Origin of the sequence: Thauera linaloolentis 47Lol = DSM 12138 (assembly GCF_000310205.1) — a bacterium.
Classification (GTDB): domain Bacteria; phylum Pseudomonadota; class Gammaproteobacteria; order Burkholderiales; family Rhodocyclaceae; genus Thauera; species Thauera linaloolentis.
Genome location: NZ_AMXE01000036.1, coordinates 1 through 13,458 on the forward strand (window position 1 = coordinate 1; position 13,458 = coordinate 13,458).

The 13,458-nt window shown below is 66.6% G+C and carries 12 protein-coding genes and 1 tRNA gene; 7 read left to right on the forward strand and 6 right to left on the reverse strand.

The annotated features are described in order from the left end of the window. On the reverse strand, window positions 1-989 hold a 989-nt coding region (locus C666_RS10665), incomplete at its 3' end, for a TRAP transporter substrate-binding protein (RefSeq protein ID WP_004338290.1). Between the two features lie 215 nt (window positions 990-1,204). Between C666_RS10665 and C666_RS10670 the strand changes: the two genes are divergently transcribed. Then, window positions 1,205-3,166, forward strand: a complete 1,962-nt coding sequence (locus tag C666_RS10670) for a sensor histidine kinase (protein ID WP_004338292.1) — start codon at window positions 1,205-1,207, stop codon at window positions 3,164-3,166. Beyond that, window positions 3,163-3,768, forward strand: coding sequence for a response regulator transcription factor (locus C666_RS10675; protein ID WP_004338294.1), 606 nt, complete (start codon window positions 3,163-3,165; stop codon window positions 3,766-3,768). Before C666_RS10670 ends, C666_RS10675 begins: the two co-directional genes overlap by 4 nt. 5 nt (window positions 3,769-3,773) lie before the next feature. Here the strand turns inward: C666_RS10675 and tilS are convergent, their stop codons facing one another. From tilS to C666_RS10695, 4 genes are all read right to left on the reverse strand, one after another. After that, window positions 3,774-5,090: a tRNA lysidine(34) synthetase TilS gene (gene tilS / locus C666_RS10680; protein ID WP_004338296.1), complete on the reverse strand. Its 1,317-nt coding sequence runs from the start codon at window positions 5,088-5,090 to the stop codon at window positions 3,774-3,776. 4 nt (window positions 5,091-5,094) lie between these two features. Further along, window positions 5,095-6,060 carry an acetyl-CoA carboxylase carboxyltransferase subunit alpha gene (locus C666_RS10685; RefSeq protein WP_004338298.1) on the reverse strand — a complete coding sequence of 322 codons (966 nt, stop codon included), beginning with the start codon at window positions 6,058-6,060 and terminating at the stop codon, window positions 5,095-5,097. Window positions 6,061-6,307: 247 nt separating this feature from the next. After that, window positions 6,308-6,973 carry a Bax inhibitor-1/YccA family protein gene (locus tag C666_RS10690; RefSeq protein ID WP_004338299.1) on the reverse strand — a complete coding sequence of 222 codons (666 nt, stop codon included), beginning with the start codon at window positions 6,971-6,973 and terminating at the stop codon, window positions 6,308-6,310. A gap of 98 nt (window positions 6,974-7,071) precedes the next feature. Then, window positions 7,072-7,419 carry an HPF/RaiA family ribosome-associated protein gene (locus C666_RS10695; protein ID WP_004338300.1) on the reverse strand — a complete coding sequence of 116 codons (348 nt, stop codon included), beginning with the start codon at window positions 7,417-7,419 and terminating at the stop codon, window positions 7,072-7,074. Window positions 7,420-7,561: 142 nt separating this feature from the next. Between C666_RS10695 and C666_RS10700 the strand changes: the two genes are divergently transcribed. Further along, window positions 7,562-8,458 (forward strand): LysR family transcriptional regulator, encoded by an 897-nt coding sequence (locus tag C666_RS10700; protein ID WP_004338301.1) that lies wholly within the window; start codon window positions 7,562-7,564, stop codon window positions 8,456-8,458. Between the two features lie 193 nt (window positions 8,459-8,651). Here the strand turns inward: C666_RS10700 and C666_RS10705 are convergent. Continuing rightward, window positions 8,652-8,736 (reverse strand) — tRNA-Leu (locus C666_RS10705). Between the two features lie 138 nt (window positions 8,737-8,874). Here C666_RS10705 and queA point away from each other — a divergent pair. The 4 genes from queA (at window position 8,875) to secD (ending at window position 13,456) form a co-directional block, all read left to right on the forward strand. Next, complete coding sequence (queA, locus tag C666_RS10710) at window positions 8,875-9,936, forward strand: tRNA preQ1(34) S-adenosylmethionine ribosyltransferase-isomerase QueA (protein ID WP_004338302.1); 1,062 nt, start codon at window positions 8,875-8,877, stop codon at window positions 9,934-9,936. Continuing rightward, the gene (gene tgt / locus C666_RS10715; protein ID WP_028792409.1) at window positions 9,926-11,038 is read left to right on the forward strand and encodes a tRNA guanosine(34) transglycosylase Tgt; all 1,113 of its coding nucleotides are present in this window, start codon (window positions 9,926-9,928) and stop codon (window positions 11,036-11,038) included. The genes queA and tgt overlap by 11 nt, the downstream gene beginning before the upstream one ends. Before the next feature lie 92 nt (window positions 11,039-11,130). Next, a complete protein-coding gene (gene yajC / locus C666_RS10720) occupies window positions 11,131-11,454 on the forward strand; it encodes a preprotein translocase subunit YajC (RefSeq protein WP_004338305.1) in 324 nt (107 codons plus the stop codon). Window positions 11,455-11,590: 136 nt separating this feature from the next. Further along, on the forward strand, window positions 11,591-13,456 hold the full coding sequence (gene secD, locus C666_RS10725) for a protein translocase subunit SecD (RefSeq protein ID WP_004338307.1): 1,866 nt from the start codon (window positions 11,591-11,593) through the stop codon (window positions 13,454-13,456). Window positions 13,457-13,458 lie beyond the last annotated feature (2 nt).

Below are 13,458 nucleotides of genomic sequence, written 5' to 3' on the forward strand. Positions count from 1 at the left end.
TCGAAGCCGGTGGCTTCGTAGATCGACTTGATCGTCGTCGCACCCACGCGCGATTCCATCTTCTTGTGCACCGGCAGCAGCGCCTTGATGAACGCCGCGCGCTCCGCGTCGCTCAGCACGCGGATCTCGGTCTTGCCCGCGGCGCGCACCAGTTCCAGCGACTTGTCGTTCTCGTCCTTGGCGATCTGGTTGGCGTACTCGGTCGACTCGGCCATCGCCTTCTCGAGCTGGCCGCGCACGTCCGCGGGCAGGCCGTCCCAGAAGCGCTTGTTGGTGATCACCGCGTAGCCCAGGTAGCCGTGGTCGGTCAGGGCCAGGTGCTTCTGCACTTCGTGCATCTTCTGGGTATACAAGTTGGAGTGCGGGTTCTCGGTGCCATCCACGACGCCGGTCTGCAAGGCCTGGTAGGTTTCGGAGAAAGCCATCACCTGCGGCAGCGCCTTGATCTGGCGCATCTGCTCTTCGAGCACCTTGGACGACTGGATACGCATCTTCTTGCCGCGCAGGTCTTCCGGCTTGGTGATCGGCGTGTTCGCGGTGAAGGACTTGAAGCCGTTGTCCCAGTAGGCCAGGCCCTTGATGCCGCGCGGCTCCAGCTTGTCGAGCAACTGCTGGCCGACGGCGCCCTTGGTCACCTTGTGCAGGGCATCGTAGCCGTCGAAGATATAGGGCAGGTCGAAGGCCTCGAACTCGCGCACGCCCAGCGGGCCGAACTTGGCCAGCGAAGGCGCGAGCATCTGCACCGCGCCCAGTTGCAGCGCCTCCATCTCTTCCTTGTCCTTGTACAGCGTGCTGTTGGGATACACCTCGACCTTGACCGCGCCGTTGGTGTATTTTTCCGCCAGCTCCCTGAACTTGTCGGCCGCCTTGCCCTTGGGCGTGTCCTGCGCGACGACGTGGCTGAACTTGATGATGATCGGGTCGGCTGCGACAGCAGCGGCCGACAGCCCAACCGCCACCAGGCCAACAAGAAGTGTACGGATCTTCATGGATTCCTCTCCTCCGAATGAACGGCGTTCACATTGACGTTTGCATTTCCCCGCCAGGCAGTGGCGCCCGACGTGGCCGGCTGCGCCGATAAGTTTTTCTGCACGGCCCCATCAGTATCCTTTGTGACCCACGGCTTTCGCTATTGTGGAAGTCCGCATGTCCACCTGCCGCCATCCACAGCCCTGCCCCGCAGTGTCCGCGCCGCGAGACTGCCATGACCCACGCCGACGACACCCCCCTTCCAGCCACAAGCACGCGCACCCGCTGGGCGGGGCGGATTCCCTATCTCAGCCTGCCGCTGTTCCTCGCCGCGATCGCGGCACTCGTCTGGCTGACGCGCCAGTACGATGCCGACGAGCAGCGGGCCACGCTGATCAGCGACGTGCTGTGGATGGAGCAGAACCTTCGCTTCGAACTCGACCGCAACGAAGCGGATCTCCAGCAACTCGGACCGGATCTTTTCTCGCCCCGGTCGCGCCAGCAGACCGACGCCCGGCTGGCGCACCTGCTGACCCAGGGACGCGGGCTGGTGCGCATTCTCTGGCGCACCGCCGACGGCGCGCTGGTCGGCGCCATGCCGCCGCTCTCCGGCCATCATCTCGACGATGCGGACGGCACGCCCTTCCATCTCGCCCGCAGCCTAGGGCGTCCCACCTACGGCCCTGCCTATCCGGGCGCCAACGGCAAGCACCGCTTCGAAGTCCACATCCCGGTCTGGTCCGACAATGCACTGAAAGGCATGGTGACCGGCGTTTATTCACTGAACGACCTCGTTGCCCGCGATCTGCCCTGGTGGTTTTCCGCGCGCTACCGGGTTGCGGTGGTCGATGGCGACGGGCGCGAGATCGCCGCAAAATCGAAGGTGGCGCCCCTGTCTTCACAACTTGACTACCAGATTCCCTTCGAGCCGCCCGGCCATGGCCTGAACCTTCAGATCACCGCATACAAACCGGAAACCCGCTGGATTCCGGTACTGCTGATCGCTTCCATCGTGCTCCTGGGCGGCACCATCGTCTGGAGCGTGACCCAGCTCCGGCGCCAGCTTGCCCGGCGCCAGCAGGCGGAAATCGCGCTACTTGCCGAATCGGCCTTCCGCAAGGCGATGGAAGACTCAATGCTCACCGGCATGCGGGCACGCGACCTCGAAGGCCGCCTCACCTACGTCAACTCCGCCTTTTGCCGCATGACCGGCTACGGTGCCGACGAACTGGTCGGCCTCAAGCCCCCGCTGCCCTACTGGCTGCCAAACCACATCGAACAGCGCCAGCACCTGCTCGACCGCCTGCAGGACACCGGCTCGACCCCCGAGGGCATCGAACTGCGCTTCCTCCGCAAGAACGGCGAAACGCTCGACGTTCTGCTGTTCGAAGCGCCGCTGATCGACGCGGCCGGCCACCACACCGGCTGGATGGGCTCAGTGCTCGACATCACCGAACAGAAGCAGGCCCAGGAACTGGCCCGCCAGCAGGAAGAACGGCTGCAGGCCACCTCGCGCCTGGTGACCATGGGCGAGATGGCCTCCACCCTCGCCCACGAGCTGAACCAGCCCCTGACCGCGATCGCGAGCTACGCCGACGGCTGCATCAACCATCTGCAGGCGGCCGATACCGACCGCGCCGAACTGCTCGACATCCACCGCAAGATCGGCCGCCAGGCCCGCCGCGCCGGCGAGATCATCCGCAGGGTGCATGACTTCGTGCGCCGCTCCGAACCCCGGCTCGAACCCCTCGACCTGAACGCCGTCGTCCGCGATGCCGCCGGCCTGATCGAAGCCGATGTCCGCAAGCGGCGGATGCGCCTCGTCCTCGAACTCGCGCCCGGCCTTCCCGCGGTCAAGGCCGACGCCGTGATGATCGAGCAGATCGTGGTCAATCTCGTACGCAACGGCATGGACGCGATGCGCGACACCGCCCCTGCCAGCCGGGATATCCGGGTCGCCACACGGCTCGAAAACCATGCCGTGACCGTCCGCGTCTCCGATCGCGGCAGCGGCATCCCGCCCGACACCGCCCGCCGCCTGTTCGAGCCCTTCTTCACCACCAAGACCGAAGGCATGGGCATGGGACTCAACATCTGCCGCTCCATCGCCGAACTGCACCACGGCCGCCTCGCTTTCGAAGCCGCCCCCGGTGGCGGTACCATCTTCACCCTGACGCTTCCCGTGGAACCCGCATGAATCCGGCCTTCGCCCACATCATCGATGACGACGACGCCATCCGCGACGCCCTGCAATGGCTGTTCAAGACACGCGGCGTCGCCTGCCGGACCTGGGAAGGCGGCGAGCAGTTCCTCGCTGCCTGGCAGCCCGAATGGCATGGCTGCATCGTGCTCGACATCCGCATGGCCGGCATGAGCGGGCTGGAATGCTTCGACACGCTGCTGTCGCGCGGCAGCCAGTTGCCGGTGATCTTCATCACCGGCCATGGCGACGTGCCGATGGCCGTTGCCGCGCTCAAGAAAGGCGCATTCCACTTCATCGAAAAGCCCTTCAAGGACCATGATCTTGTGGATCTGGTGGAGAAGGCGCTGGCATTCGACGCCGAGCGCCAGCGCGCCGCCGCCAGCCGGGAAACCATCGGGGCCAGGCTGTCGACGCTGACGCAGCGCGAACGCGAGGTCATGGACCTGATCCTGGAAGGCAAGTACAACAAGGTCATCGCCGACCAGCTCTCGATCTCGATGCGCACCGTCGAGGCGCACCGCTCGCGCATCTTCGACAAGATGGCCGTGCGCTCGGCGGTGGAACTGGCCCAGATCCTGACCACCCTGCGCAACTGAGCAGGCTACGGCCCCCTCACCCGCCACTCCGGCACGACCCCCGGCCCAGCCGGCGCACATGCGAACTCTGCCGCAACCCCGAGGCCGCCGATCCAGGCCGGTTCGCCGTCTATCCACAACACGGGCAGGCGCTCGCGCATCCACGCCGGGACCCCCGCCTCCTGGCACAGCTTCCTGAAACTGCGCCGCGGCCGCCCGCCCCCCAGGCGCATGCGCAGCCCGGGCCGGCACATGGCCAGCATCACCGAGCCGGCGCCGTCGAGGGCGGCACGGGCGACGCCCTCGCCGACGGCCGGACGGAAATCGATGCTGCCCGCGCCCCACGGCAGGCTTTCCTCGCCGGCCCAGCGCCGCGGCTGCAGACAATCGGCGGCATCGGAGTCCAGCCATACCTGGCCACGATAGACGCAGCAGGCCATGTCGCCCAGTTCGACGCGCAGCGGATGGGACGCGGCCACCGCGCGCATCTGGCGCAAAGCTTCGTCGAGCCGCGCCCGGGCCGGCGCGCGGAGGCCATTCCGCCGCGCCAGCCAGCGCAGCAAATTGGCGACACGGGCATCGGGCAAGGCCAGCAGCAGATCGCGCCGCAGCGTCCGACCGCCGCAAGCGGCCTGATCCTGCGCGGCGAGCTGATCGAGCAATTCGCTTGCCTCGCGAAAATGCTCCGCTGCACGCGCCAGCGTCGACACTGCTGCGGGAAAGCGCTCGCCGATCACCGGCAACACCCGATGGCGGAGATGATTACGGCTGAAATCGAGCGCGGCATTGCTCTCGTCCTCGACCCAGGCCAGGCCGCGCTGCCGCGCCCAGGCCTCGATCGCGGCACGGCGGCAACCGAGCAAGGGCCTCAAGCGTCCCGGGCGGGCCGCGCGCGGCGGTTCGAATGCTGCCATCGCCGCCGCCCCGCGTACGCCGCTGCCCCGCAACAGGCGGAACAGGATGGTTTCGGCCTGGTCATCCTGGTGGTGTCCGAACACCAGCCAGTCGCACTCGACGCCATCCAGCACCGCATGGCGCACGCGCCGGGCTGCCGCCTCGAGTCCCTCGGAATCGCCGCACGGCACCTCCACGCGAAACAGCGCAAAGGGGACTTTCAACTGCGCGCAGCGCGCCTCGCACGCCCGCGCCCACGCATCCGCATGCGCGCTCAGGCCATGATGGACGTGTGCCGCCTGGAGCGAAAAACCCAGGCTCGGCGCCAGAGCATGGAGCAGATCGAGCAGGACGATCGAATCGACGCCACCCGACAGCGCGCAGCACAGGCGGGAGCCCGGGCCGACCCCCGCCGCCGCCAGGGCACCGGAAGCGGCCCGCAGCAGCATTGCCTCAGGCCGCCAGTTCCTTGAAGCGGCCGTAGCTCATGAGCTTCTCGTAGCGTTGCGCCACGAGCTCGGACGGCGAAAGATGGTCCACCTGGCGCAGCGCCTCGGCCAGCGCGCGCTTGAGCGAGGCCGCCATGGCGCGATGGTCGCGATGGGCGCCACCCACCGGCTCGCCGACGACCTTGTCGACCAGGCCCAGCGACTTCAGCCGCGATGCCGTGATGCCCATGGTCTCGGCGGCCTCGGAGGCCTTGTCCGCGCTCTTCCACAGAATGGAAGCGCAGCCTTCGGGCGAGATCACCGAATACGTCGAATACTGCAGCATCAAAACCTGGTCGCCGACCGCGATCGCCAGCGCGCCGCCCGAGCCGCCTTCGCCGATGATGGTGGCGATGATGGGCACGCGCAGTTCGGCCATCAGGTAGATGCTGTGCCCGATCGCCTCGGACTGGCCGCGCTCCTCGGCGCCGATGCCCGGATAGGCGCCCGGCGTGTCGATGAAGGTGAACACCGGCAGGTTGAACTTCTCGGCCAGCTTCATCAGGCGCATTGCCTTGCGATAGCCCTCGGGCCGTGGCATGCCGAAGTTGCGTACGATCTTTTCCTTGGTGTCGCGGCCCTTCTGGTGGCCGATGACCACGCAGCTCTCGCCATTGAAGCGCGCCAAGCCGCCGACGATCGCCTTGTCGTCGGCGAACGAGCGGTCGCCGTGCAGTTCTTCGAAATCGGTAAAGATGTGCTGGGCGTAATCGAGCGTATAGGGCCGCTGCGGATGGCGCGCGACCTGCGCAATCTGCCAAGGCGTCAGCTTGGCGTAGATGTCCTTGGTCAGCGACTGGCTCTTGGCTTCGAGGCGGGCGATCTCCTCCGAGATGTCCACAGCGGGGTCGTCCGACACGAAACGCAACTGGTCGATCTTGGCTTCCAGTTCGGCAACCGCCTGTTCGAAATCCAGAAAAGTGGTCTTCATCCAACCGTTCCCACTGAAAAATGTGCGCCATTGTAGCGCCACACGGCCCGAGCCGTGCCCATCGCATTCGGACAAAGGCAGTCCGCGGGCTTGTGCGGGCGCCTGGAAAAGGCCCCCACACTCATCCGCTACGCGGACTCGCTGCCCCCCGAGGGAGCTTTCTTGCTTCTGGGGGCCGGCGACGAAAAACAAGCGGGGCGGCCGCCTTCCGGCGACCACCCCGCGCACGTCCGGACAAGGCTGGCGATCAGTCGTTGCTCATGAAGCCCAGCAGGTGAAGCAGGCTGGTGAAGAGATTGAAGATCGACACGAACAGCGACACCGTCGCCATCACGTAGTTGGTCTCGCCACCATGGATGATGTTGCTGGTCTCGAACAGGATCAGGCCCGACATCAGCAGTACGAAGGCAGCAGAAACGGTCAGCGACAGCGCCGGGATCTCGAAGAAGATCGCGCCCAGCCCGGCCAGGAAGGCCACCAGGATGCCGACCATCAGGAAACCGCCCATGAAGGAAAAATCCTTCTTGGTGGTCACTGCGTAGGCCGACAGGCCGAGGAAGATCGCCGCGGTGCCGGCCATCGCCTGCATGACGATGCTGCTGCCGTTGGGCAGCGACAGGTAGGCCGAGATGATCGGGCCGAGAGTGAAGCCCATGAAGCCCGTCAGCGCGAACACGAACACGATGCCCAGACCGCTGTTGCGGAACTTGCTGGTCGCGAACAGCAGGCCGAAGTAGCCGACCAGGGTCACGATGATGCCCAGGCGCGGCGCGCCCATCGCCATCGACAGGCCAGCAGTCAACGCCGAGAAAGCAAGCGTCAGCGACAGCAGCATGTAGGTGTTGCGGATGACCTTGTTGCTAGACAGCACCGATGCTTCGGAGCGTGTCATCGTCGAAAGGCGGTTTTCCATGGTCTTGTTTCCTCCGGGGAAGGGGTTTTGTTTTGGGCGCCCCGCCGGACCGGCGGGAAATGCTCCAGGCAGGAAAGCGTCGAGGACGTCGCGCCGCTTCAGGCCGGCAGGGCCTGCATCGGTGCGATGCGGGTCCGGGCGGGACGCTGGGTACGGCGCACGCGCTGGGCAAGCACCCGGGCGACACGTTCCGCCGCCTGGTCCACTGCTGCCCGCACATCGAGCTGGGTGATCGCGAACACTACATCGGGCAGATTGCGCAGCCGCAGTTGTACCACGCATCGCTTGTCATTGCCGCCACGCGGGCCATTGACGTCGGCCACTTTCACTCGCGCCCACTGGATGTGGTCACGAAAACGTCCGATTGCGAAGCTCATCCGGCGGGTCACGTAGTCACGCAGGACGGGAGCGGCCTCGACGCCGTCACAATGCAGATCGATTCGCATGCTGAGTCTCCTTGTGTAGTTGCGCATCGCCGTCAGGCTGGACGCCTGTCGGATACTAAACCTCAGACGCTTCGATAGAATCTCGGTTCAACAGAATGTGTATCCGATTTTTCCGAAGTATCCACGCCACCTTGAGCCGTCCATGATCAACTACAAGCAGCTGCACCACTTCTGGACCGTAGCGCGCGCTGGTGGGATCGTGCGCGCGGCAGAACGTTCCGGACTCGCGCCGCAAACCCTGTCGGGCCAGATCGCGACGCTAGAGGCCGATCTCGGCGTCAGCCTGTTCAAGCGCCAGGGGCGCGGCCTGGCGCTGACCGACACCGGGCGTGTCGCGCTCGATTACGCGGAGGAAATCTTCCGTCTCGGCGACGAACTGGAAGAGGCGATCCGCAGCCGCGCCAGCGGCCGCGCCGTGCCCTTCCGCGTGGGCATCGCCGACGTGGTGCCGAAAACGATCGCCTGGCTGCTGCTGGCGCCGTCGATGAAACTGCCCGAACCGATGCGCATCGTCTGCCGCGAGGGCAAGTTCGACGCCCTGCTCGGGGAGCTGGCCATCCACAAGCTCGACGTCGTGCTCGCCGACGGCCCCATGCCGCCCAACATGGACGTGCGCGGCTACAGCCACAAGCTCAGCGAATCCACGATCGGCTTCTTCGCCACCCCCAGTCTGGCCGCGACCTTGCAGAATGGCTTTCCGCACAGCCTGAACGGCGCCCCCCTGCTGCTGCCGGGCGGCGAAGCCGCCGTCCGCGGCCCGCTGCTGCGCTGGCTCGATGCCGCAGGACTCAGGCCGCACATCGTCGGCGAATTCGACGACAGCGCCCTGATGCGCGCCTTCGCCGAAGCAGGGGCGGGCATTTTCCCCAGCGCCCTTGCAGTCGGCGAACAACTCTGCCGCCAGAACGCGATGGTCCACCTAGGCGATGCCGCAGGCGTCGTCGAAACCTACTATGCCATCTCGGTGGAACGCAGGCTGACCCACCCCGCGGTACGTGCCATCAGCGCCGCGGCGAACGAAGGGCAGAAACCGGGCTGACGCGGGGTCCGGCCGGACAGCGCGGACAATGCCCCCTCGGCCCGGCCCCTGCAGTTGCAAGGCAGCATTTGCCATCGCCCCGCGGGATGATCCAGAATCTCGCCCCTGACACGAAAGCGAGACGCCCCGCGAAAACGATGCGCGAGGCACGACACACGGAAACAGAAGGGAAAGCGCGCAAGAAAAGCGCAGATGGTGCCGAGAGTGGGACTCGAACCCACACACCTTGCGGCGGCGGATTTTGAATCCGCTGCGTCTACCGATTCCGCCATCCCGGCAGGGAAGGCGCGCATTATCCACGAATACCGCTCATCGCAGCAAGCAGGGCGTTGCCGCACGCGCCCGGAACTGCGGCCCCCTCCGCGCCTGATTTGATGCACCTTGTTTACAGCACCCGACTTGCCCCACCCGACCACATGCACCTGACGCTGAACGATTTCGACTACCCCCTGCCGCCGGAACTGATCGCCCAGGCCCCGCTCGCCGAACGCAGCGCCAGCCGCCTGCTGATCGTGCAGGCCATGGACGGCGCCGACGCCCTGCTCGACGGCCACATCGCCGACCTGCCCAGACTGCTCGGCCCCAACGACCTGCTCGTCTTCAACGACACCCGTGTGATCCACGCCCGCCTGCACGGCACGAAGGCCAGCGGTGGCCAGATCGAGGTACTGATCGAACGCGCCGTCGGCCCGCACGAAGCGCTCGCCCAGGTGCGTGCGAGCAAGTCGCCCGGGACCGGCAGCACGCTACGCCTGGCGGACGCCTTCGAGGTCGAGGTGCTCGGCCGCGTCGGCGAGTTCTACCACCTGCGCTTTCCGCCCGGCGAGAACCTCTTCGGACTGCTGGAGCGCCATGGCAAGCTGCCGCTGCCGCCCTACATCCAGCGCGCCGCCGGCGAAGATGACGAAAGCCGCTACCAGACCGTATTCGCGCGCGAGCCCGGCTCGGTCGCGGCACCGACCGCCGGCCTGCACTTCGACGAAGCCATCCTCGCCCGCATCGCCGAGCGGGGCGCCCGGTGCGCCTGGCTGACGCTGCACGTCGGCGCCGGCACCTTCCAGCCGGTGCGCGTCGACGACCTCGGCGAGCACCGCATGCACCGCGAACGCTACGTCATCCCGCGGGAAACGGTGGACGCCATCGCCGCGACCCGCGCCGCCGGCGGACGCGTCATCGCCGTCGGCACCACCAGCATGCGCGCACTGGAAGCCGCCGCGCAGGACGGCCCGCTCAGCGCAGGCAGCGGCGAAACCGAAATATTCATCCTGCCCGGCTTCCATTTCCAGGTCGTGGACGCGCTCGTCACCAACTTCCACCTGCCCAAATCGACGCTGCTGATGCTCGTCTCCGCCTTCGCCGGCATGGACGACATCCGCCGCGCCTACGCCCACGCCATCGACCGCCGCTATCGTTTCTTCAGCTACGGCGACGCGATGTTCCTCACCCGCAAGCAAGATGCCGAACACGATGCAGTTTGAACTCCTCACCACCGATGGCGGCGCCCGCCGCGGCCGCCTGACGCTGGCCCACGGCACGATCGAAACGCCGGTCTTCATGCCGGTCGGCACCTATGGCACGGTCAAGGCCATGACGCCCGACATGCTCGCCGGCATCGGCGCGCAGATCTGCCTGGGCAACACCTTCCACCTGTGGCTGCGCCCCGGGCTCGACATCATCCGCGCGCACAAGGGGCTGCACCGCTTCATGGCCTGGGACAAGCCCATCCTCACCGATTCGGGCGGTTTCCAGGTCTTCAGCCTGGGGGCGCTGCGCAAGATCACCGAAGAAGGGGTGAAGTTCGCCAGTCCGATCGACGGCGCCCGGCTGTTCCTGACCCCCGAAATCTCGATGCAGATCCAGACCACGCTGAACTCGGACATCGTCATGATCTTCGACGAATGCACGCCCTACCCCGCCACCCGCGATGAGGCGGCGAAGTCGATGCGCCTGTCGCAGCGCTGGGCGAAGCGTTCGCGCGACGAATTCGACCGTCTCGGCAACCCGAACGCGCTGTTCGGCATCGTGCAGGGCGGCATGTTCGAGGACCTGCGCGACGAATCGCTGGCCGCGCTCGAGGACATCGGCTTCCACGGCTTCGCCATCGGCGGACTCTCCGTCGGCGAGCCGAAAGATGAAATGGCGCGCATCCTCACCCACACCGCGCCGCGCCTGCCGCAGGGCAAGCCGCGCTACCTGATGGGCGTCGGCACGCCGGAAGACATCGTCGCGGGCGTCACCGCCGGCATCGACATGTTCGACTGCGTGATGCCGACCCGCAACGCACGCAACGGCTGGCTGTTCACACGCTACGGCGACATCAAGATCAAGAACGCCGTACACAAGGCCGACACCCGGCCGCTGGACCCATCCTGCGACTGCTACACCTGCCGCAACTTCAGCCGCGCCTACCTGCACCACCTGCACCGCAGCGGCGAAATCCTCGGCAGCATGCTGAACACCGTGCACAACCTGCGCTACTACCAGACGCTGACGGCGGAACTGCGCGCGGCCATCGCCGGCAACACCTTCGATGCCTACGTGCGCCGCTTCCGCGAAGAGCGCGCTGCCGGCGCGCATTGAACCCTGCGCGGCATGCAACGTCTCACCCGACCGGAGCACTCTCCGGCAACTGCTATAATCGAGCGTTTTTTCGCTAACCCGGAGTAACCGACGTGCTGATTTCCAATGCCTATGCCCAAGCTGCGGGCAGCGACCCCACCGGCGGCCTGATGGGCCTGCTGCCCCTGATCCTGATGTTCATCGTGCTGTGGTTCCTGATGATCCGCCCGCAGATGAAGCGCGCCAAGGAACACAAGTCCATGGTCGAGGCACTGGCCAAGGGCGACGAAGTGGTGACCGGCGGCGGCATCGCCGGCCGCGTGACCGAAGTCGGCGACAGCTTCGTACATGTCGAAGTCGCCGCCAACACCGTGATCGCCGTGCAGAAGCAGGCCGTCGCCACCGTGCTGCCCAAGGGCACCCTGAAGTCCCTGTAATCCCATTTGCAGCGGAGCCGGGGCCAGCCGGGGATCGTCCCCGGGGCTCACCCGGCTCCACGCAACGCCGGCCGCCACCGTCTCTGCCAATGCAGGCAGGAGCCATGGTCCGGCGCAACACTGTCTGCCGCCGACGATGAATCGCTACCCTCTCTGGAAGAACCTCATGATCGGCCTCGTGCTGTTGTGGGGTCTGATCTACACCTTGCCCAACTTGTACGGCGAGGTTCCCGCAGTCCAGGTGTCCAGCGCCAAGGCCACGCTAAGGCTTGACCCCACTGCCGCCTCCGATCGCGCCGCCAATGCGCTGAAGGACGCCGGCATCGAACACGACGGCATCTTCTCCGACGCCGGCAGCGTGCGCGCGCGTTTCGCCAGCACCGACATCCAGCTGCGCGCCAAGGACGTCATCGAGCGCGCCTTCAACCCGGACGCCGAAGACCCGTCCTACGTCGTCGCGCTCAACCTGCTGCCGGCCTCGCCCGCCTGGCTGACCGCGATCCACGCGCTGCCGATGTACCTCGGCCTGGACCTGCGCGGCGGCGTGCACTTCCTGCTCGAAGTGGACATGCCGGGCGCACTGACCAAGCGCCTCGATTCCACCACCGGCGACCTGCGCACGCTGATGCGCGACAAGAACGTGCGCCATGCCGGCATCACCCGCGAAGGCAACACGGTCGTCGTCCGCTTCCGCGATGCCGCACAGCGCGAAGCCGGCCGCCGCGCCATCCAGGACAGCACGCCGGACCTGCAACTGGCCGAGCGCGACGCAGCCGCCGACGATCTCCGGCTGATCGCCACGCTGACTCCGCAAGCGCAGCAGAAGATGCGCGACTTCGCGATCAAGCAGAACATCACCACGCTGCACAACCGTATCAACGAACTTGGCGTCGCCGAGCCGGTAATCCAGCAGCAGGGCGCCGAACGCATCGTCGTGCAACTGCCCGGCGTACAGGACGTGGCCAAGGCCAAGGACATCCTTGGCCGTACCGCGACCCTGGAAGTACGCATGGTGGACGACACCCCTGGCGCGCTCGAATCCGCGCTGGGCGGCAGCATCCCCTTCGGCACCGAGCTGTATTCGGAGCGCGGCGGCGGCCCGCTGCTGGTCAAGAAGCAGGTCGTGCTCACCGGCGACCGCCTCACCGACGCCCAGCCCGGCTTCGACGGCCAGACCAACGAGCCCGCGGTGCACCTGACGCTGGACGCCGCCGGCGCGCGCATCTTCCGCGACGTCACGCGTGAAAGCGTCGGCAAGCGCATGGCCATCCTGCTGATCGAAAAGGGCAAGGGCGAAGTCGTCACCGCCCCGGTGATCCGCACCGAGATCGGCGGCGGCCGCGTGCAGATCTCCGGCCGCATGACCACCACCGAAGCCAACGACGTCGCCCTGCTGCTGCGTGCGGGCTCGCTCGCCGCACCGATGGAGATCATCGAGGAACGCACCGTCGGCCCCAGCCTCGGCGCCGAGAACATCTCCAAGGGCTTCCACTCGACACTGTGGGGTTTCATCGCCATCGCCGCGTTCATGTGCATCTACTACGCACTGTTCGGCATCGTGTCGTCGATCGCGCTCGCCACCAACCTGCTGCTGCTGGTGGCGCTGCTGTCGCTGCTGCAGGCCACGCTGACGCTGCCCGGCATCGCCGCGATGGCGCTCACGCTCGGCATGGCGATCGATGCCAACGTGCTGATCAACGAACGCATCCGCGAGGAACTGCGCAACGGCGCCAGCCCGCAGGCGGCGATCGCCGCCGGTTACGACCGCGCCTGGAACACCATTCTCGACTCCAACGTCACCAGCCTGATCGCCGGTATCGCGCTGCTGGTGTTCGGCTCGGGTCCGGTGCGCGGCTTCGCCGTGGTGCACTGCCTCGGCATCCTGACCTCGATGTTCAGCGCCATCCTGGTGTCGCGCATGCTGATCAACTTCATCTACGGCCGCCGGCGCAAGATCGAAAGCCTGTCCATCGGCCAGATCTGGAAACCGGACAGCAACTGAGC

What these genes read in the sequence shown, in the direction of transcription:
- secD (WP_004338307.1), top strand. Translation starts at nt 11,591, where the DNA reads ATGAATCGCTACCCTCTCTGGAAGAACCTCATGATCGGCCTCGTGCTG.
- C666_RS10685 (WP_004338298.1), bottom strand. Translation starts at nt 6,060, where the DNA reads ATGAAGACCACTTTTCTGGATTTCGAACAGGCGGTTGCCGAACTGGAA.
- tilS (WP_004338296.1), bottom strand. Translation starts at nt 5,090, where the DNA reads ATGCTGCTGCGGGCCGCTTCCGGTGCCCTGGCGGCGGCGGGGGTCGGC.
- C666_RS10700 (WP_004338301.1), top strand. Translation starts at nt 7,562, where the DNA reads ATGATCAACTACAAGCAGCTGCACCACTTCTGGACCGTAGCGCGCGCT.
- C666_RS10695 (WP_004338300.1), bottom strand. Translation starts at nt 7,419, where the DNA reads ATGCGAATCGATCTGCATTGTGACGGCGTCGAGGCCGCTCCCGTCCTG.
- C666_RS10670 (WP_004338292.1), top strand. Translation starts at nt 1,205, where the DNA reads ATGACCCACGCCGACGACACCCCCCTTCCAGCCACAAGCACGCGCACC.
- queA (WP_004338302.1), top strand. Translation starts at nt 8,875, where the DNA reads ATGCACCTGACGCTGAACGATTTCGACTACCCCCTGCCGCCGGAACTG.
- tgt (WP_028792409.1), top strand. Translation starts at nt 9,926, where the DNA reads ATGCAGTTTGAACTCCTCACCACCGATGGCGGCGCCCGCCGCGGCCGC.
- C666_RS10675 (WP_004338294.1), top strand. Translation starts at nt 3,163, where the DNA reads ATGAATCCGGCCTTCGCCCACATCATCGATGACGACGACGCCATCCGC.
- C666_RS10690 (WP_004338299.1), bottom strand. Translation starts at nt 6,973, where the DNA reads ATGGAAAACCGCCTTTCGACGATGACACGCTCCGAAGCATCGGTGCTG.